The organism is Nocardia sp. NPDC005978, assembly GCF_040614455.1.
In the GTDB taxonomy this organism is placed as follows: Bacteria; Actinomycetota; Actinomycetes; order Mycobacteriales; family Mycobacteriaceae; genus Nocardia.
Window position 1 is genome coordinate 115,890 of record NZ_JBEXUS010000004.1, and the last position, 19,204, is coordinate 135,093.

21 protein-coding genes are annotated in these 19,204 nt (G+C 70.4%); 8 read left to right on the forward strand and 13 right to left on the reverse strand.

Going from position 1 to position 19,204, the window contains the following annotated elements; all coding sequences use genetic code 11:
* Nucleotides 1–137 precede the first annotated feature (137 nt).
* Nucleotides 138–845 (forward strand): VIT family protein, encoded by a 708-nt coding sequence (locus tag ABZ319_RS03170; RefSeq protein ID WP_354984686.1) that lies wholly within the window; start codon nt 138–140, stop codon nt 843–845.
* 526 nt (nt 846–1,371) lie between these two features.
* On the opposite strand, the gene ABZ319_RS03175 is transcribed toward ABZ319_RS03170, so the two are convergent.
* The 3 genes from ABZ319_RS03175 to ABZ319_RS03185 form a co-directional block, all read right to left on the reverse strand.
* Nucleotides 1,372–1,920: a hypothetical protein gene (locus ABZ319_RS03175; RefSeq protein ID WP_354984641.1), complete on the reverse strand. Its 549-nt coding sequence runs from the start codon at nt 1,918–1,920 to the stop codon at nt 1,372–1,374.
* Nucleotides 1,921–1,933: 13 nt separating this feature from the next.
* Nucleotides 1,934–2,434 carry a hypothetical protein gene (locus ABZ319_RS03180; protein ID WP_354984642.1) on the reverse strand — a complete coding sequence of 167 codons (501 nt, stop codon included), beginning with the start codon at nt 2,432–2,434 and terminating at the stop codon, nt 1,934–1,936.
* Nucleotides 2,435–2,639: 205 nt separating this feature from the next.
* On the reverse strand, nt 2,640–3,725 hold the full coding sequence (locus ABZ319_RS03185; RefSeq protein WP_354984643.1) for an NAD(P)-dependent alcohol dehydrogenase: 1,086 nt from the start codon (nt 3,723–3,725) through the stop codon (nt 2,640–2,642).
* 122 nt (nt 3,726–3,847) lie between these two features.
* On the opposite strand from ABZ319_RS03185, the gene ABZ319_RS03190 reads away from it, so the two are divergent.
* The 3 genes from ABZ319_RS03190 to ABZ319_RS03200 all read left to right on the forward strand — a co-directional run bounded on the left by ABZ319_RS03190 (nt 3,848) and on the right by ABZ319_RS03200 (nt 6,855).
* On the forward strand, nt 3,848–4,645 hold the full coding sequence (locus ABZ319_RS03190) for a helix-turn-helix transcriptional regulator (protein WP_354984644.1): 798 nt from the start codon (nt 3,848–3,850) through the stop codon (nt 4,643–4,645).
* A 128-nt stretch (nt 4,646–4,773) separates the two neighbouring features.
* Nucleotides 4,774–5,445: a PadR family transcriptional regulator gene (locus tag ABZ319_RS03195; protein ID WP_354984645.1), complete on the forward strand. Its 672-nt coding sequence runs from the start codon at nt 4,774–4,776 to the stop codon at nt 5,443–5,445.
* Nucleotides 5,446–5,622: 177 nt separating this feature from the next.
* Complete coding sequence (locus tag ABZ319_RS03200; protein WP_354984646.1) at nt 5,623–6,855, forward strand: FAD-dependent monooxygenase; 1,233 nt, start codon at nt 5,623–5,625, stop codon at nt 6,853–6,855.
* Nucleotides 6,856–6,892: 37 nt separating this feature from the next.
* Here ABZ319_RS03200 and ABZ319_RS03205 read toward each other — a convergent pair whose 3' ends face one another.
* Complete coding sequence (locus ABZ319_RS03205; RefSeq protein WP_354984647.1) at nt 6,893–8,932, reverse strand: MFS transporter; 2,040 nt, start codon at nt 8,930–8,932, stop codon at nt 6,893–6,895.
* A 128-nt stretch (nt 8,933–9,060) separates the two neighbouring features.
* Nucleotides 9,061–9,723 (reverse strand): TetR/AcrR family transcriptional regulator, encoded by a 663-nt coding sequence (locus ABZ319_RS03210; RefSeq protein WP_354984648.1) that lies wholly within the window; start codon nt 9,721–9,723, stop codon nt 9,061–9,063.
* Between the two features lie 109 nt (nt 9,724–9,832).
* On the opposite strand from ABZ319_RS03210, the gene ABZ319_RS03215 reads away from it, so the two are divergent.
* The 4 genes from ABZ319_RS03215 (at nt 9,833) to ABZ319_RS03230 (ending at nt 12,760) form a co-directional block, all read left to right on the forward strand.
* On the forward strand, nt 9,833–10,819 hold the full coding sequence (locus tag ABZ319_RS03215; protein WP_354984649.1) for a sigma-70 family RNA polymerase sigma factor: 987 nt from the start codon (nt 9,833–9,835) through the stop codon (nt 10,817–10,819).
* A gap of 113 nt (nt 10,820–10,932) precedes the next feature.
* Nucleotides 10,933–11,808: an oxidoreductase gene (locus ABZ319_RS03220; protein ID WP_354984650.1), complete on the forward strand. Its 876-nt coding sequence runs from the start codon at nt 10,933–10,935 to the stop codon at nt 11,806–11,808.
* 53 nt (nt 11,809–11,861) lie between these two features.
* On the forward strand, nt 11,862–12,341 hold the full coding sequence (locus tag ABZ319_RS03225) for a transcriptional regulator (RefSeq protein ID WP_354984651.1): 480 nt from the start codon (nt 11,862–11,864) through the stop codon (nt 12,339–12,341).
* Between the two features lie 44 nt (nt 12,342–12,385).
* Nucleotides 12,386–12,760, forward strand: a complete 375-nt coding sequence (locus ABZ319_RS03230) for a DUF3817 domain-containing protein (protein WP_354984687.1) — start codon at nt 12,386–12,388, stop codon at nt 12,758–12,760.
* A gap of 73 nt (nt 12,761–12,833) precedes the next feature.
* Here ABZ319_RS03230 and rdgB read toward each other — a convergent pair whose 3' ends face one another.
* From rdgB to ABZ319_RS03270, 8 genes are all read right to left on the reverse strand, one after another.
* Nucleotides 12,834–13,442, reverse strand: a complete 609-nt coding sequence (gene rdgB, locus ABZ319_RS03235) for an RdgB/HAM1 family non-canonical purine NTP pyrophosphatase (RefSeq protein ID WP_354984652.1) — start codon at nt 13,440–13,442, stop codon at nt 12,834–12,836.
* Nucleotides 13,442–14,218, reverse strand: coding sequence for a ribonuclease PH (gene rph / locus ABZ319_RS03240; protein WP_354984653.1), 777 nt, complete (start codon nt 14,216–14,218; stop codon nt 13,442–13,444). The genes rdgB and rph overlap by 1 nt, the downstream gene beginning before the upstream one ends.
* A gap of 186 nt (nt 14,219–14,404) precedes the next feature.
* Nucleotides 14,405–15,169 (reverse strand): cyclic nucleotide-degrading phosphodiesterase, encoded by a 765-nt coding sequence (locus tag ABZ319_RS03245; RefSeq protein WP_354984654.1) that lies wholly within the window; start codon nt 15,167–15,169, stop codon nt 14,405–14,407.
* A 74-nt stretch (nt 15,170–15,243) separates the two neighbouring features.
* Nucleotides 15,244–15,939, reverse strand: coding sequence for a rhomboid family intramembrane serine protease (locus ABZ319_RS03250; RefSeq protein WP_354984655.1), 696 nt, complete (start codon nt 15,937–15,939; stop codon nt 15,244–15,246).
* A 292-nt stretch (nt 15,940–16,231) separates the two neighbouring features.
* Entirely contained in the window at nt 16,232–17,194 is a 963-nt protein-coding gene (locus tag ABZ319_RS03255; protein WP_354984656.1) for a cysteine synthase, read from the reverse strand.
* Nucleotides 17,195–17,198: 4 nt separating this feature from the next.
* Nucleotides 17,199–17,498: a MoaD/ThiS family protein gene (locus tag ABZ319_RS03260; RefSeq protein WP_354984657.1), complete on the reverse strand. Its 300-nt coding sequence runs from the start codon at nt 17,496–17,498 to the stop codon at nt 17,199–17,201.
* A gap of 60 nt (nt 17,499–17,558) precedes the next feature.
* On the reverse strand, nt 17,559–17,975 hold the full coding sequence (locus tag ABZ319_RS03265; protein WP_354984658.1) for a M67 family metallopeptidase: 417 nt from the start codon (nt 17,973–17,975) through the stop codon (nt 17,559–17,561).
* A gap of 147 nt (nt 17,976–18,122) precedes the next feature.
* On the reverse strand, nt 18,123–19,187 hold the full coding sequence (locus ABZ319_RS03270; RefSeq protein ID WP_354984659.1) for a P1 family peptidase: 1,065 nt from the start codon (nt 19,185–19,187) through the stop codon (nt 18,123–18,125).
* Between the last annotated feature and the right edge of the window lie 17 nt (nt 19,188–19,204).

Below are 19,204 nucleotides of genomic sequence, written 5' to 3' on the forward strand. Positions count from 1 at the left end.
CGAAAACATCGGGTGCGCACGGTACGGGCCGAGGGACCCGCCGGTGTGGGCAACATCATGGCGGCGCGCCGTCCCGCCGTTCGGCGCACCGGGACGCCTACGCTTTTCGAGTGACCGAAACGACCGATTCGGACGGACTGGCGCATCCGCACGAGCCCCATCAGACCGAGGGCCTGGCCGCTCGGCTGAACTGGTTGCGGGCCGGGGTCCTCGGGGCCAACGACGGCATCGTCTCCACCGCCGGGCTCGTCGTGGGCGTGGCCGCGGTGAACACCGGCACCTCCGCGATTCTCACCGCGGGCATCGCCGGGCTCACCGCGGGCGCGATCTCCATGGCCGCCGGCGAGTACGTCTCGGTGAGCACGCAGCGCGACAGCGAACGGGCGCTGCTGTCGAAGGAGAAGCGCGAACTCGCCGAATCACCCGATTACGAACTCGCCGAGCTGGCGCAGATCTACCGGAACAAGGGACTCTCCGCCGAGACCGCCCGGCGGGTCGCCGCCGAACTCACCGAGCACGACGCCTTCCGGGCGCACGCGGAAGCCGAATTGGGTTTGGACCCCACCGAACTCACCAACCCCTGGCACGCGGCCCTGTCCTCCGCGGTGGCGTTCACCCTCGGCGCCCTGCTCCCCCTCCTGGCCATCCTCCTGCCACCGGTGTCGTACCGGATCCCGGTGACGTTCGTCGCGGTCCTCGTGGCCCTGGCCGTGACCGGCACCGTCAGCTCCCGCCTGGGCCGCAGCGATCCCCGCCGCGCGGTGCTCCGCGTGGTGATCGGCGGCGCGCTGGCCATGGCGGTCACCTACGGCATCGGTCAGCTGGCGGACGTGTCAGGCCTCTGACGGTCAGGGGGTGGTGCGACGCCGCTCCGCCGGGCACATCTCCGCGTGGCGCCGGCGATGTTCACCCGACGCACGAGGCGAACGCCCGGAGGGACGAGTTCGGTTCGCCGAACGAGTCGGCGGCGCCGCCGTCGCGAATGCCCAGGGTCAACCGTCGAACGCAGCAATCCGGGAACGGCGGCGAGCGCGTCCATCGGCGGCCCGCGGACTCGGCCGTCACAAACCGCGTAGGCAGCCGGCGGACGTGTCGGGCCTCCGACGGGCAGCGCGCAGGGCTGACGTCGGGTTGCCGGTGCCGCTCCGGATCGCGTACCGGCGGCCGAACGAGGACGTCGCGATCCGACGACTTGAACGAAATATTCTCAATAGCAACGGGATTGGCGGTTCCATCGGACGGGGTAGTTGGTTCGTGGCCCTCCGTCCAGTACGCATTCGACCGGACCCGCGTCCGGGGGCGGGACTTCCTTGTCACCGGCCGGGCATCGCACCGAGGCAGGACGACCCCGGTGCGGCGGTTACGGCGACATCAGGGCAGCGGCACCGGGACCGGCGGCTCCACCGGGTGGGGAGGGCCGGGTTCGGCGGGCGGGGGCGGCTCGGGTGCGTCGAGCGGGGGCAGTACGGCGGGGTCGATCACCGCGCCGGCGGGAGGGATCGGCGGGACGGCCTCGGCCGGCGGCAACCCGGGCACCGGTGGGACACCTTCGACGGGCGGTAGGCCGTCGACCGGCGGGACGCCTTCGACCGGTGGCACCGCGGCTACCGGTGGAACTCCCGCCACCGGCGGCACCCCGGCTACGGGTGGAACTCCGGCCACCGGTGGAACTCCCGCCACCGGCGGCACCTGGGCGGCGGGGGCCAGGGGCACCCGAATCACCAACGCGGGGGTCGTGATCGGGGGTGGGGCGACCGTGGGGGTGGACTCGGCCGCGCCGGTGTCGCCGGTGCCGGTCAGGAGCATGCCCGTGCCGATCGCCAGCACCATCAGCCCGGAGGCCACGGCCACCGAGCGCAGTGCCCGGGGGTCGATGTCACCCTCGTCCGCCGGCTTCGATTCGTGAACGCTACCGAGCATGGCGGTCTACCTCCTACGGGGCGGGCGGCGGCGGGGGCGGCGGGGGCAGCAGGAACGGCAGGATCGGGGCCAGGATGTCCGGTACCGGCGGGGGCGGCGGCGGAGGCGGAGGCTCCGCCGGGGGCGCGGGCTCGGGCGGCGGCGGCTCGGCGGGCGCGGGCGGGATGTACTGCTGCTCGGGCTCGGGGGCGGGCGGCGGCGGTGGGGGCGGCGCCTCCGCGGGCGGCGGTTCCGGAGCGGGCGGCGGCGGGGCGGGCGCGGGCGGCGGCGCCGAATCGACGGGCTGCGTGGTCGAGGACTTGGATCCGGGGGTGGTGGTGGACTCCGTCCCGTCGGACGTGCCGCCGAGCCCGGCGCCCAGTCCGCCGCCGACCAGCACACAGGCGATGCCGACGGCGAGCGCGCCCATGACGACCACCGAACGCAGCGACATCTCCCCGGGCTCGGTCACGCCGGGGGTGCCGTCGTTGTCCGGTCCGGCGGGGGGTTTCTTCTGCATCGTGCCCAGTGCCACCGAGGAACTCCTTCGTTCGAAGCAGCGCTGTCGCCGATCCGAAAAGCTCGTCCTTCAGGCACGGTACACAGATTTGCCAGAAACTTATACGCGCTCGACCGGAGACGAATATTCCAGCTCAGCATCTATTGAGCAGCATTGCGGAAAGGTCGCTGATACCCGTTCACCCCGGTCGGGGGCGGATCGCGGCCGACCCGCCGGACCGTCACGACACCGTGATGACCACCTTGCCGAACGGGTCGCGCTCGGTGAAGTAGCGGTACGCCTCGACGGCCTCGTCGAAGGCGAAGACGCGATCGATGACCGGGCGCAGGCGGTGCGCGGCGACGGCGGCGTTCATCGCCTCGAAATCGGCGCGGCTGCCGACCGCGATCCGGCGAACGGACAGGAACTTGCCGCCGAGCGGGTCCGCCGGTTCGGCGCCGGCGGGCGCGGGGAAGGCGCCGATCAGCGTCACCTGCGCGTTGTATGCCGCTGCCGCAAGGGATTTCGGCAGGGTGAGCAGGCCGACCGCGTCCACCACGTGCTCCACGCCGTGGCCGCCGGTGAGGTCCAGGACCGCCTGCTCCCAATCCAGGGTGACGGTCCGGTCGATGACCTCGTCGGCCCCGAGCGCGCGCAGCCGCTCGGCCTTCGCCGCCGAGGAGGTGATCGAAACGACCCGCGCGCCCAGCAGTTTCGCGTATTGCACGGCGAACAGCCCCACCGGCCCGGTCCCGACCGTCAGCACCGTCTCACCCGGCCCGACCGGCAGCGGCTTGGTCAGCGCCGACCAGGCGACCAGGCCCGCGCAGGTCATGGCGGCGGCCTCCACATCGGTCAGATGCGCGGGCACGTGCACGATCGAATCCTCTTCGAGCACAACGTGATCCGCCAGCCAGCCGGCGTTGTTCGCGCCGTACTGCTCATAGGCCAGCGCGAGCACTTGCGGGCCGTCGTTCCAGGCGACGAAGTAGGTGCCGGAGACGCGGTCACCGAGCGCGGCCCGGGTGACTCCCGCGCCCAGGGCGACCACCTCGCCGACGCCGTCGACCAGCGGCACGATGCCGGGGGTCAGCGGCACCGGGTACGTGCCTTCGAGGAGCATGAGGTCCCGGCGATTGAGCGAGGTGGCGCGGACGCGGACCACCACCTGGTGCGGTCCGGGGCTCGGCACCGGCCGATCACCCCGGACCAGGCCGTCGAGCCCGCGCAGCGGCTCGGCGCGGTAGGCGCGGGAGGTGTCCGGAAGTGGTTCCGCGGCAAGGGAAGTGCCGGCGACGGAATTGCGCTGATCGAGTTCGTTGCTCATGGGACCGAGTTTGTGCGCCGCGCGGCCGCCGTGCGATTCCCCGCGGGGAATGATCGAGTGGCCGCCGTCGTCATACCCCGCGGGGAATCGCGGCGCGGCGCGCCCGGGCACACAGTGGAGGGATGACGATCATGGCGGTGGCGACGGCGAGCCCCTTCGCGCAGCAATTACGCCGGTGGCGGTCGCTGCGCCGGATCAGCCAGCTCGATCTCGCGATCCGGGCCGAGACCAGCCAGCGGTACCTGAGCTTCCTGGAACAGGGGCGCTCGCATCCGGGGCGGACCATGGTGGTGCGGCTGTCCGAATCGCTCGGACTGTCGCTGCGCGAGCGCAACACCCTGCTGCTGGCCGCGGGCTACGCCCCCGCCTTCCCCGAATCCGCTTTGGACGCACCGGAACTCGGGGCGGTCCGGGAGGCTGTGGAGACCATCCTGCACGGCCACCTGCCCTACCCGGCGGTCGTCACCCGCCCGTACGGGGTCCTGGTCGCGGCCAATGCCGCCTTCGAGTTGCTGACCGAGGGCTGCGCACCCGAGCTGCTGACCGGGCCGCCGAACGTTCTGCGCCTGGCCCTGCACCCGGACGGCCTCGCGCCGCGGGTGCTGAATCTGCCCGAGTGGGGCAGGCACATCGTCGACAGCCTGCGCAATCGCGCGGCGCACAGTCCGGATCCGGAGCTGGACGCGCTCATCGCCGAGTTGACGGGGTACCTGCCGCCGGTCGATCCCGGCCCGAACCACCTCGGTTTCGCCGTACCGCTGCGGCTGCGGCAGGGGGACGCCGAACTGCGGCTCATCACCACCCTGACCTCGTTCGCCACCGCCACCGACATCACCCTGGCCGAGTTGCACCTCGAGGCGTTCCTGCCCGCGGACCGGCCCACCGCCGACCTGCTGCGCGCCCGCTTCGCGCAGGATTAGGACTGAACCCGGCACGCGCGACACCGGGCCCGGCGGCGATTGCCCGCCGGGCCCGGTGTCGTATGCGGCGACCCTTGTCCTCGAATACTCGTAGACGTATATTCGTAGACGAGTAAGGAGGCGCGCGGATGGCCCGCAAACGCAAGGTAGGCAATCTCATGGCCCTGGCCGTGCTCTCGGTGCTCGCCACCGGGGACATGCACCGCTACGAGATCGCTGCCAGATTGCGGGCGTGGGGCAAGGACCGCGACATGGGCGTCAAGTGGGGCTCGCTCTACACCGTCGTGGACAACCTCACCCGGCACGGCTTCCTGGAGATCGCGGGCAGCGAGCGCGACGGCGCGCGCCCCGAGCGCACCATCTACCGCATCACCGACGCCGGTCGCGCCGAACTCGCCGACTGGGCACGGGAACTCATCTCCACGCCCATGCCCGAACAGCGGCCCTTCATGGCGGGCCTGTCGGTGCTGGCGGCACTGCCGCCGGACGACGTCGTAGAACTGCTCGGGACGCGAATTGCCGCGCTGGAGCGCACGATCGCCGAACAGCGAGCCCAATTGTCCACGCTGGAAAGCACTTTGCCGCGACTGTTCCTCATCGAGGACGAATACGAACTGGCCATGCTCGAGGCCGAGGCACACTGGGCGCGCACGACGCGCGACGCCCTCGCCGACGGCACCTTCCCGGAGATCGGGACGTGGCGCGCATGGCATCTAGCCGGAACGACGCCCGCCGAGGTCGTCACCGAAGTGGAGGGAGGAGCGCCCGGGGCGCAGCCGCCGGATACGAATTCTCGATAGACCGGGCCCCGGCGAGCGTGCTGCAACACGACCGCCGAGACCCGGATGTGCACAGTCCCGAACCTCGTTCGTGCAGGCGAACTCGGCTCCGAGTTTGGCAACTACAGGATAACTGGCTTCGCCGCGCGCGCAGGGATTCGGGTAAACGATCTTTATCGATACCCAGGGAGAAAACCCATGTCCCTCATTGACACTGCCCTCGTCAACACTGCCCGCGTGCGGTCCGCCATGGTCATCGGCGGTGGCATCTCCGGTCCGGTGACCGCGGCCGCCCTGCAGCGCGCCGGCATAGCAACCCGGGTGTACGAGGCCTATCCCGGCCCCGCGCACAGCATCGGCTCCAACTTGGCGCTGGCTCCGAACGGAGTGGCCGCCCTCGACGTGATCGGCGTGGGCGACGCGATTCGCGCCATCGCCGCGCCGTTCAGCGCCCAGTCCGCCGCCATCGGCGCCAAACACGTCGACCTGCCCCGGCTGGCCGGGGTGGAACCGCTGCGGCTGGTCGATCGGCCGGACCTGCACCGGGTCCTGCACGAGCACGCCGTCGCCCAGGGCGTCGAGATCGAGTACGGGCGGCGGCTGATCGGGGTGGACGAGCGCGCCGACGGCGTCACCGCGCGTTTCGCCGACGGCTCCACCGCCACCGCCGACGTGCTGATCGGCGCGGACGGCATCCATTCGGCCACGCGTTCGCTGATCGACCCGCAGGCCCCGGGGCCGACCTATCTGCGCATGCTCGGCTTCGGTTCGTACACCACGTGCGATCTCGAATTGCCGCCGGAGAGCATGACTTTCGCGTTCGGGCACCGGGCCTACTACCTGTACGGCTCCATGCCGGACGGGCGGGTGATGTGGGGTGCGAACCTGCCACACGATCGCAAGCTCTCGCTCACCGAGGCGCGGGCGATCCCGGCCGAGCGGTGGCTGGAGATCCTGCGCGAGACCTACGCGCAGGACAACCCCGGGGCGGAATTGGCGCGGCGGACCCGGCCCGAGGATCTCGAGGTGGTCGGCGGGCTGTACATCATGCCGCGGGTGCCGAACTGGTCACGCGGGCGCATGGTGCTCACCGGCGACGCGGTGCACGCGCCGTCCAACAGTTCCGGCCAGGGCGCGTCGCTGGCCATCGAGAGCGGTATCGAGTTGGCGCGCTGCCTGCGTGACATCGGCGATCCGGCAGCGGCTTTCGCCGCCTACGAGGCGCTGCGCCGCCCGCGGGTGGAGGCGGTCGCGGCCCGGGTGGCGCGCACCAACAGCACCAAGGCGGCCGGGCCGATCGCGCGCCGGATGATGTCGGCGGTGATGCCGGTCATGTTCCGGATGATGAACCCGGAGAAGGTGTTCGGGGCCGAGCAGCGCTTCCGGATCGACTGGGACGCCCCGGTGCGGCCGGCGCGCGTCAGCGCCTGAGGCCGCACCGCGCTCGGCGGCGGGGCGGGCGGCGCACTCAGCGGCGCGCGGGCAGCGCGTCCGGGCGGTCCGCCTCGTCGAGGAGTTTGGTGGCGATGTTCTCCAGCGCCTGATCGAGCAGCGCGCGGTCCTTGGAATCGGTGAGATCCCAGTCCTCCAACTGGGTTTCGAGCCACTGCTTCCAGGCCGCGCGCACCCGATCGACCTCGCGCAGGCCGCGATCGGTGAGTTCGAGTTCGTCCCCGGCGCGCCGGAGCAGGCCCTCCCGTTCGGCCTTGGCGTACACCGGCTCGACGAGTTCGGACGGCACCCAGTGCGTGCGGGCGATATCGCCGACCGTCGCCGTGCCGCGCAGTTTCTGATAGAGGCGCACCTGCCCCAGCGCCCACGCCTCGTCGCGACTGAGCGAACTTCCCGCCGCGGCAAGGATTCCCGGGTCCGGGACGGCGTTGTCACGGAGTTTGCGCAGCACCTGCGCCACCGCGCGCTCCAGTTGCACGGCGCGGTCGCCGGAGTCGGGTACCGCGAAACCCTCGCCGACATCGGTGGCCTCCCCGCGCGCGCTGTCGCGCAGCGGCACCTCCTTGAGAAGCCACGCCACCAGGAAGCCGAGCACCGCGACCGGCACCACCCATCGGAAGACGTAGTCGATGGAGGTGGCGTAGGCGTCGATGATCGGCAGCGCCTGCTCGTGCGGCAACTGCCGCAGCGCTTCCGGGTTCTGCGCGACCTCGGGCGGCACCTTCGCCTCGGCCACCGCCGCACCGAGATTCGGCCCGATCTGATTGGAGTACAGGGCGCCGAAGACCGTGGTGCCGAAGGCGCTGCCGATGGTGCGGAAGAAGGTCACCCCGGAGGTGGCGGTGCCCAGATCGGCGTACGGCACGCTGTTCTGCACCGCGATGGTCAGCACCTGCATCGCCAGGCCGATGCCCAGACCCAGGATCAGCATGTACAGCGACTGCAGCCAGACCGAGGTGTTCGCGTCCATCGTGGACATCAGGAACAGGCCGACGGCCATGACCGCTGTCCCGGCGATCGGGAAGTACCGGTAGCGCCCGGTCCGGCCGACCACCGTGCCGGACAGGATGGAGGTGAAGAACAGGCCGACCACCAGCGGCAGCGTCCGGACCCCGGACACGGTGGCCGAGACGCCCATGACGTACTGCAGGAACGCCGGGAGATAGGTCATCGCGCCGAGCATGGCGAAGCCGACGATGAAGCTCAGGATGGAGCACACGGTGAAGACGTTGCTGCGGAACAGGTGCATGGGGAGCATGGGCTCGGCGGCCCGCAGTTCCACCCGCACGAACAGCACGGTGAGCACGGCCGCGGCCGTGAACAGTCCCAGGATCACCGGCGAGCCCCACGCGTATTCCTGTCCGCCCCACTCCAATCCGAGGATCAGGCAGGTGACCGCGACCGCGATGAGCGCGATGCCCAGGTAGTCGACCAGCGGCTTGACCGTGTTCTTGACCACCGGGATCGTGCGGGCCGCCACCAGGATCATGATGATGGCCAGCGGCACGTTGACGTAGAAGCACCAGCGCCAGGTCAGATGGTCGGTGAAGAGTCCGCCCAGGGTCGGGCCGATCACGGTGGTGATGCCGAAGACCGCGCCCAGCCCGCCCTGGTACTTGCCGCGCTCGCGCAGCGGGATCACGTCGGCGATCAGCGCCATGGAGGTGACCATGAGCCCGCCCGCGCCCAGGCCCTGGATGGCCCGCGCGACGATGAGCAGGGTCATGTCGCCCGCCATGCCGGCGATGATCGAGCCGATGATGAAGATGGCCCCGCTGGCCTGGAAGACGAGTTTGCGGCCGAACAGGTCGCCGAATTTGCCGGCCAGCGCCGTGGCGATGGCCTCGGCCACCAGGTACGCGGTCACGACCCACGCCATATGCCCGGCTCCGCCGAGGTCGGCGACGATGGTCGGCAACGCGGTGGCGACGATGGTGGAGTCCAGCGCCGCCATGAGCATGCCGAGCACCACGGTCCCGAAGATGATGTCGATACGGGCCTTGCTCAGCGGCTGAGGTGGCGACGGGAGGGTTGCGGCTGCGCTGGCACCGGTCATCGGCCCAGTATGTTGCGCTCACCAGCCCCGATTGAGCAACGACACGGCAAATGAGACCGTTCGGTTGCATCATGCGCCCACACGGGAACGGCTCGGCCGCGGGGCAGCGCCGCTCGGCCCGCGAGACCTCAGCCGGCGCGCACCGCGTACGTCCCCAGCGCCGGTTCCAGGGTGTCGAACGCGGTCGCGATGTAACCGAGCACGGCCGCGGCGATGACGTCGTTCGGCTCACCGGCGACCGCGCGGCGCAGGGTCTCCTCGAAGAGCGCGCGGTGCACCGAACCGAGCAGCGCGGCCGCGACGCGCGGGGTGAAATCACCGGCGGCGGAATCGGTTTCGGCGGCCAGCGCGTCCGCGAGCCGATTCTCGCGCTCCTCGTGGAACTCCCGCAGCCGCGCCAGCAGCGCCGGGCTGCTCACCAGCAGCCCGGCGAAGGCGGGCCCGGAGAATCCGACCACCGGATCCCGCTCCCGCGCGGCCGCCTCGTACGCGCGCCGCAGCGCGTGCAGCGCCGACTCCCCCGGTTCCCGCGCCCGCACGACGGCCGCGAGCCCGCCGACGTACTCCCCCGCCAGATCCAGGACGAGGTCTTCCTTGCGCGGGAAGTAGTTGGTGACGGTCATCTTGGCGACGTCGGCCGCGGCGGCGATCTCGGCGATCGTGACCGCGTCGTACCCGCGCTCGAGGAAGAGCTCGGTGGCGGTGCTGGAGATGTTCTCCCTGGTCCGCTGCTTCTTGCGGGCACGTAGCCCGTCCGGGCGAGCGCCGGGATCGGCGGCCTGTCGACTCATGAGAAGGAGCATAGCTTATCTCGTCATAAATTCGTGGTTGACATATTTTTAGCCTCAACCTATATTTATCGCGTTGCCGGGGACGGCAGCGAGACCGAGGGAGCCGCACATGACCGTCACCGCGACCACCACCGCCCGTACCACCGGCGCCGGCGCAGCGAGCCCCATGACCCTCAGCGAGGACTCGATCAAGGACTATCTGCGCCGCATCGGCGGCACGGCGCTGCTCACCGCAGCCGACGAGTACGCCCTGGGCGAGCGCATCGAGGCCGGGGTCCTGGCCCGGCATCGACTGGCCGAATCCGACTGCGCGGGAACCGAATTCAGCGCACATCAGCGGCGGGAACTGCTGCGTGCGAGCGCGGACGGACAGCGCGCCAAGGACCACATGGTGTGCGCCAACCTGCGGCTGGTGGTCTCTATCGCCAAGCGCTACCCGCCCGCCACCGGCATGTCCATGCTGGATCTGGTGCAGGAGGGCACACTCGGGCTCATGCACGCCATCGACAAGTTCGAGTACCGGCGCGGCTTCAAACTCTCGACCTACGCGACCTGGTGGATCAAGCAGGCCATCGGCCGCGCGCTGAGCGAGCGCGGCCGGGCCATCCGGCTGCCGTCCCACGTGGCCGAGATCCTGAACCGGGTGCTGCGCACCGAACGCGCGCTGTCCCAGCGACTGGGCCGCGCGGTCACCGCGCAGGAGCTGGCCGCCGAGCTGGACCTGCCGGTCGCGCAGGTTCGCGATCTGCTCGGCCATGCGCGCGAACCGATTTCGCTGCACACCCCGATAGGCGAGGACGACAACGCCGATCTGGGGTCCCTGCTGCCCGACCCGGGCCCGGACCCGGCGGCGGTGGCCACCGACGGCGCACTGGGCGGCGAGCTGCGCCGCGTGCTGGCCGGACTTCCCGAGCGCGAGGCGCAGGTCATCGTGCTGCGATACGGGCTGGACGGCGACGCCGAGCCGCGCACACTGGAGGAGGTCGGCCGGATCTTCGGCGTATCCCGGGAGCGCGTGCGCCAGATCGAGGCCAAGGCGCTGGGGAAGTTGCGCCAACCGGCCCGCGCCCGGGCGCTCGAAGGCATGCTTGGCTGAGAACGCCCACTGTCCGATCGAGCGGACTACCGCCCGAACTTACTCTGGAGTAAGGTACGGGCCAGCGAGTGCGACGGTGCACATCGAACGCCGAACCTGTGAGGTCAACAGCCATGGCATGGAAGCCAAGCAACATCTCGGATCAGTCCGGACGCACCTTCGTGATCACCGGCGCCAATGGCGGCATCGGCGAGCAGACCACCAAGGTACTCGCGAGCAAGGGCGCGACGGTCATCATGGCCTGCCGCAACACCGCCAAGGCCCAGGAAGTGGCCGACCGCATCGAGGGTGACGTGCGGGTCGCCGCGCTGGATCTGGCCGATCTGGCCTCGGTGCGCGAATTCGCCGACGGCACGGGCGAATTCGACGTGCTGATCAATAACGCCGGCCTGATGAACATTCCGTTCCGGCGGACCGCCGACGGCTTCGAAACCCAGTGGGGCGTCAATCATCTCGGCCACTACGCGCTGACCGGCCTGCTGCTGGACCGGATGCGCGACCGGGTGGTCACGCTGGCCTCCATCGCGCACCGCCAGACCCCCAAGCTCTGGATCGACGACCTCAACTACGAGAACCGCCGATACCAGCGCAATCTGGCCTACGCGCAGTCCAAGCTGTCCAATCTCATGTTCGCCCGCGAGCTCCAGCGCCGCCTGGGCGAGGCCGGGTCGGCCAAGCGCTCCTACGGCGTGCACCCGGGCGTCTCGGCCACCGATCTGTTCGCCCGCACCGAAACCCCGCTGGACAAGATCTCCAAGCCGTTCGTGGCGATGGTCGGGCACTCCCCCGCCCGCGCCGCGCACTCCTCGCTCTTCGCGGCCACCGAGACCGACGCCGACCCGACCGTCTACTGGGGCCCGAACCGCCTGCGCGGCGCCCAGGGCCCGGTCGAGGCCGCCTCCTCCAGCAAGCTGTCCCAGAACCGTGAGCTCTGGCGCCGCCTCTGGGAGGAGTCCGAGCGACTCACCGGTGTCACCTACAAGTTCTGAGCGGGAACAACCCGGCTACTACGTGAGCCGTAGTAGCCGGGTACCTTGATGGGGTGTCCGCCGCACCCCATCGCCGCCCGGCCCTGATCGTGTTCGTGATCGTGGCGTTCGCGGCGTGCCTGGCACTGGGCTACTGGCAGTGGACCCGCTACGAATCCGGCAGCGGTACCGGCCAAAATCTGGGGTACGCGCTGCAGTGGCCGCTGTTCGCGGGTTTCGTCATCTTCGCCTACGTGCGTTTCGTGCGGCTGGAGAAGGCCGCGCGGGACGAGGTCGCACAGCAGGGTGACCCCGGCGGCGCGGACGCCTCCGATCACGGCGCCGCGTCCGCCCCGCGCCCGCGGCGCGTGACATCGGCCGCACCGCGCGAGATTCCCGCGGGCCTGCTGCCCGAACGGCCGAAAGCCGCCGCGGAGGCCGACGCACAGACCACCGAATACAACAGGTACCTGGCCGAATTGCACGCCGTCGACATGGATCAACGCATTCAGGACGCGGGACTGGGCAACAACACCGAGAGGAGCGCCGGGTGACCACCCGCGACGAATCCCCCGTGAACACGGACGCCGAACCCGCCGTGCGCACCGATGCCGCGACCCCGGCCCGACCGGCCGGCGCCGCCCCCACCGAGAAGATCCGCGGCGCACTGCTGCGCTACCGGATCCTGGCCTGGATCACCGGCCTGTGGCTGCTGGTGCTGTCCGGCGAGATGGTCTACAAGTACCTGCTGCTCGAGGACAAGAACACCGCCCCGGAGTGGTTCTTCTACATCGCCCAGGCGCACGGTGTGTTCTACATGATCTACCTGGTCTTCACCGTCGACCTCGGAATCAAGGCGCGCTGGGAGCCGGTCACCACGGCGCTGACCTGCCTGGCGGGCACGGTTCCGTTCCTGTCGTTCTGGTTCGAGCACAAGCGCACCCTGGAAGTCCGCAAGACCTTCGGGATCTGACGCACGCCCCCGTACATCGACAAGCGCTCCCCGCCATGACCGCGGGGAGCGCTTTCGAGTCTTACAGCCGAATTCAGTTCTCGGCCAGGGCCTTCAGCGCCGGAAGCAGCTGCTTCAGCGCGCGCCCGCGATGCGAGACGGCGTCCTTCTCGGCGGGGGTGAGCTGGGCCGCGGAGACCGTGCCGCCCTCGGGGACGAACAGCGGGTCGTAGCCGAAACCGCCGTCGCCCACCGGCTTCCGGGCGATGACGCCCGGCCACTCGCCGCGCACCACCGTCTCGACGCCGTCGGCGACCAGGGCGCAGGTGGACACGAAGTGCGCGCCGCGCCGCTCGTCGGGCACGTCCCCGATCTGGGCCAGCAGCAGCGCGTTGTTGGCGGCGTCGTCGCCGTGTGTGCCGGACCAGCGGGCCGACAGCACGCCGGGCATGCCGTTGAGCGCGTCCACCGCGATGCCGGAATCGTCCGCGACACAGGCCAATCCGGTGGCGGCGAAGCCGTCGCGGGCCTTGGCCAGCGAGTTCTCCTCGAAGGTCGCGCCGGTCTCGGGCGCCTCCTCGTATTCGGGAACGTCGTTCAGTCCGACGATTTCCAGGCCCGCGATCCCGGCCTCGTCGAGGATGCGGCGCAATTCGTTGAGCTTCTTGGCATTACGGCTGGCGACCAGTACCCGGCGCGACATCAGGACTTCTTCTTTCCCGTCTCGGACCGTTCGGGCAGCACACCCGGGTAGGGCAGCGCCAGCGCCTCCTTCTGCACCAGGAACAGCTGCTCGCAGCCCGCGAGCGCGGAATCGAGCAACCGGTCCAGGGTGGAGCGCGGGAAGGTGGCGCCCTCGCCGGTGCCCTGGATCTCGACCAGGGTGCCGGTGTCGGTGGCGACCACGTTCATGTCGACCTCGGCGCGCGAATCCTCTTCGTACGGCAGGTCCAGGCGCACCCGGCCGTCGACGACGCCGACGCTCACCGCGGCGATGGCGCACGAGATGGGCTGCGGGTCGGTGAGCTGACCGGCGGCGGCCAGGTAGGTGATGGCGTCCGAGAGCGCGACGTACGCGCCGGTGATGGCGGCGGTGCGGGTGCCGCCGTCGGCCTGCAGCACGTCGCAGTCCACCGCGATGGTGTTCTCGCCGATGGTGGACAGGTCGATGCAGGCGCGCAGTGACCGGCCGATGAGCCGGGAGATCTCCTGGGTGCGGCCGCCGACCCGGCCCTTCACCGACTCACGCCCGGAGCGGGTGTGCGTGGCGGCGGGCAGCATGGCGTATTCGGCGGTCAGCCAGCCCATTCCGGAGTCACGACGCCACCCGGGCACGCCCTCGGTGACGCTCGCGGTGCACATGACCCGCGTCCCCCCGAACTCGACCAGCACCGACCCCGCCGGATGCGAGGTGAATCCCCGGGTGATCTTCACGTCGCGGAGTTCGTCATCCGCCCTACCATCGGCTCGTTTAGACACGGCACAACCCTAGCGGGGCCAACACCGCGAATTCTCCCCAGGGGAACCGGCGAACTGATTTCGTGCGTGTCGGGGTAACTCGTGGGGTACGCCCAAAATCGTCGGCGCACCCAACCGCACCACGCGTACGAAACTGCCGACGGCTCCCAGGCCGTGCGCTGAATATCCGGGGAGGCGGGGGAGACCTCAGATGTCGAAGGTTTCGCCCGGGGAGACGGCGTGTACCGGACCCTTGAAGACAGCCTTCGCCTCGGCGATGACGTCTTCGCGGGACGTCCACGGGGGAATGTGGGTCAGCAGCAGTTCGCCGACGCCCGCCTCGGCGGCGACCAGGCCCGCCTCGTGGCCCGAAAGGTGAATGCCCGGGGGGCGATTCGCGGGGTCGTGGGTCCAGGACGCCTCGGCCAGCAGCACGTCCGCGCCGCGCGCGAGTTCGAAGACGTCGTCGCAGATGGCGGTGTCGCCGGTGTAGACGAAAGTCTTGCCGGCGGCCGTCCGGAAGCGCAGGCCGTAGGACTCCGGCGGGTGGAACATGCGCCGGGCCTCCACCACGTGGCCGGGGCCGAAGGTGATCGGCTCGTTCGCGACCCAGGTGCGCATGTCGATGACGTCGGACCAGTCGTCGGTCTCGCCGCCGATCTCCGCGGAGGCGTTGCCGATCCGCAGGGAGGTGTCGGTGGGGCCGTAGACGATGGCCTTACCCGTGGGCGGGTTCGGGTGGTAGCGCCGCCACACCAGCAGGCCCGGCAGATCCAGGCAGTGGTCCGCGTGCAGGTGGGTGAGGAAGATATCCACTTCGCCCGGGTCGAGGTAGCGCTGCAGCGCGCCCAGGACCCCGGGGCCGAAATCGATGACGGTGGGTGTCATATCCGGGCCGGTGAGCAGGTATCCCGAGGCCGGGGAATCCGGGCCGGACACGCTGCCCGAGCACCCGATCACGGTGAGGCGCATTCCCCCATGCTGCCACGCTGCTGTCTCACTCAAGGAGGGATCCCCCAAATCGCCGACCGGTGCCACCGTCACCCCTACGACGCGAGACGGCCGGCGTTAGCCCCTCGACGATGACGACGTTCATCCCCAGAGAGTACCCACCCCGCAACCAGACCACCCACCGCCCCGAAAAGATGTCCTTGCCAAGAGATTCCGTCCTGTCCCGGCAGGACTCCCCACAGAATCGACCCATACAGCAACCCCACCAGGACGCCAATAGCGATCTGCGCCACATTCCGCGCGAACAGTCCCCGGGAGATCAGGTAGGTGAGCCAGCCGAACACCAGGACCGACGCCCCGACATGCACCGACCCCGTCGCGCCGGTCAGCCAGGTGCCGGTTTCGCCGATCACCCAGACGATCGCGGTGGCGGCCAGCCCGCGCCCGATCCCGGTCAGCAACGTCAGCAGGCCCAGGATGAGGACCGGCAGCGTATTGCCGATCAAATGCTCCCAATTGGCATGCAGCACAGGGCCGAACAAGATCCCGCTGAGCCCGTCCATCCGGCGCGGCTCGACGCCGATCGCCAGGTCCAGCTGATGTCCGGTTACCGAGTCGACGCCCTCGACCCCGTACAGCAGCGCGGTGAACGCGAGGATGATGGCAATGGCGCGCTGCCACAACAGTTTCAGCGCTCCGCCACCGCCCGCGGCCGAGCGTGGATCGGTGAGTTGCCCGCGCAGCCGCCCGATTCGATCCGGGTCGAAAGACGCTCCGACGCCGCCACTCATAGCCAGACCTCCTAGGCCGCACTCTGCCCCGAGCGTACCGCCGGGCGCGCCGGGCACACCGCTATCGGGCGGCGACGCCCCGCGATCGCCCGTCGAGACGGACGAATCCGGCAGATGAGCCGCACCCGGCGGGCTCCGCCGACGGGCACGAGCGCGGTGCGATCCGAGACCAGCTCGGCCAGACCGCCGCGCGACGGGTGCCGTCCGCGGCGGCGCAGCGTGCGCACACTCGGATTCAGCTCGTCGGCGATCTCGGGCTGCAAGGCCGCGGCGCTGCGCCATCGGGTCGGCGTCAGGCCCAGAGCTGGCCGTCCAGTCGCTCTTCGGCTTCGTCCAGGGTGCCGTCGTACGCGCCGGTCGAGAGGTATTTCCAGCCGCCGTCGGCGACCACGAAGGCGATGTCCGCCCGGGCGCCCGCCTTGACGGCCTTGTTCGCCACGCCCAGCGCGGCGTGCAGGATCGCGCCGGTCGAGATGCCCGCGAATATGCCCTCTTCCAGGACCAGTTCGCGGGTGCGGCGTACGGCGTCGTACGGCCCGACCGAGAAACGTGAGGTCAGCACGGATTCGTCGTAGAGCTCGGGAATGAAGCCCTCGTCGATGTTGCGGAGCCCGTAGACGAGTTCGCCGTAGCGCGGTTCGGCGGCGACGATGTCGATCCCGGGCACTTTCTCGCGCAGGAACCGGCCGGTGCCCATGAGCGTGCCGGTGGTGCCGAGCCCGGCCACGAAATGCGTGATCTCGGGCAGGTCGGCCAGGATCTCCGGTCCGGTGGTCTCGTAGTGCGCCAGCGCGTTGGCGGGATTGCCGTACTGGTAGAGCATCACCCAGTCCGGATGCTCGGCGGCGATCTGCTTGGCCAGCGCCACAGCCTGATTGGAGCCGCCCGCCGCGGGCGAGTCGATGATCTCCGCGCCGAACATGGTCAGCAGCTGCCTGCGCTCGATCGAGGTGTTCTCCGGCATGACGCACACCAGCCGGTAGCCCTTGAGCTTGGCGGCCATGGCCAGCGAGATGCCGGTGTTGCCGCTGGTCGGCTCGAGAATGGTGCAGCCCGGGGTGAGCAGCCCGTCGCGTTCGGCCTGTTCGATCATCCGCAGCGCGGGCCGGTCCTTGATGGAGCCGGTGGGGTTGCGGTCCTCGAGTTTGGCCCACAGGCGCACGTGGTCGTCACCGTCCCAGCGGGGAGACAGATTCCGCAGGCCGACCAGGGGCGTGTTGCCGAGGGTGGCGATCAGCGACTCGTAGCGGGCCACCGGACTACCGGCCGCCGGTCGGAGCGTCCGGCGCGCCGCCGGCGACCGCCGGCAGGATGGTGACGGTGCCGCCGTCGGTGATCTCGGCGTCCAGTCCGCCCGCGAAGCGCACGTCCTCGTCGTCGACGTAGATGTTCACGTAGCGGTTGAGCTTGCCGTCCTTGAGCAGGCGCTCCTTGAGGCCGGTGTGATTGGCCTCGAGGTCGTCGATGAGCGCGGCCAGGGTCGCGCCCTGCGCCTGTACTCGCTTCTCGCCCCCGGTGAGGGTGCGCATGATGGTCGGGATGGACACGGTGACCGGCATGGGTTGGGCTCCTTCGTCGCGGCGGAGTGTGGTGCGGTGGAAGTCTTCCGGGACCGCGGATCAGTCCGGGGGCAGGATCAGGTGCACCGGTTCCTCGGTGACCGTCCCGTTCACGATGCGGTAGCTGCGCAGCTCGTGCACCTCGGGATCGCGGGTGGAGATCAGCACGTAGTGCGCGTTGGGCTCGGACGCGTAGGAGATGTCGGTGCGACTCGGGTACGCCTCGGTCGCGGTGTGCGAGTGGTAGATGACCACCGGCTCCTCGTCGGCGTCGTCCATGGCGCGCCATACGCGCAGCTGTTCACCGGAGTCGAAGCGGTAGAAGGTGGGCGAGCGCTCGGCGTTGACCATGGGCACGAAGCGTTCGGGGCGGTCGGCGCCCTCGGGTCCGGCGATCACGCCGCACGCCTCGTCGGGGTGGTCGGCGCGCGCGTGCGCGACCATCGCGTCCACGAGGTCGGCTCTGATCACCAGCACCGTCGAATCCTTCCGCTGGGTCGTGCTTTCCGATGGGCTCGTCGCTCGATCACACGGATCGGAGCGTCGAAACGCTGTCGTCAACAGGTCAGCCTAGGCAACCTATTCCCGGCGTGCCGGATGACACCCGCGCGCGGCGGGCCGGGGTCAGCCGCCGAACAGGTCGGTGTAGGACGGGATGCCCGCGACGGCGGTGGCCGAGAGAATCGCGTCGACGATCGCGCGCTCCACGCATACCGCTGCGGCCGTGCACAATTCGTCCAGCACGAGCAGGTCGGCCGGAAACGCGGGCGGCAGCGGGAAGGCCGGCGCGGACGGGGAGGCGGTGCCGGTCGCGAGGGCGAACAGGGTGTCCCCGTCCAGCGGCGAGTGCGCGGGGCGGATGGCGCGGGCCAGGCCGTCGTGCGCGGTGGCGGCCAGGCGGCGGCAGCCGGCCGGGTCCAGCGCGGCGTCGGTGGCGACAACGCCGATGGTGGTGTTCAGGACCGTGCCTTTGACCGGCAGCGCGTTGGCGGCGGCCAGCGTGCCGGCGGCGGCCGGGCGCAGGCCGAAGCGTTCCGCGCCGTCGGTGCCCGCGCCCCAGGGCAGGCCGGTGCGCGGGTCGAAGACCGAGCCGACCGGATTGGCCACGATGAGCGCGCCCACCGTGATTCCGGCCGCGGGGCCGTCCGTGAAATACACGCTGGCCGAGCCGACCCCGCCCTTGATCGAGCCCGCCCGCGCGCCCGTGCCGGCCCCCACCGAGCCACGCGCGAAATCGACGGCCGCGGCCTCGGCGGCCAGGAAGCCGAAATCGGCGGTGGGCCGAATGTGCCACGCGCCCACCGGAAGATCGAAGATGACCGCGCCGGGCACGATCGGCACCACGCGGGTGGGATCGGTGGGATCCATGGGGATGCCCTCGCCGTGTTCCTCGAGCCACCGCATGACGCCGTCGGCCGCGGCGAGGCCGTAGGCGCTGCCGCCCGACAGCAGCACCGCGTTCAGCCGCCGGACGGTGTTGCCCGGATCGAGCAGATCGGTTTCACGGGTGCCGGGGCCGCCGCCGCGCACGTCCACCGAGGCGGTCGCGCCGCCGGGCACGCGCAGCACGGTGCAGCCGGTGGCCGCGCCGGAGCCCAGGGTCGCGTCCGGGTCGAGCGAATGCTGGTGCCCGACCAGCACACCCACCACGTCGGTGATCGAATTACGCGGTCCCGCAACGGTGTTCACGGATTGCACCTCCGGTG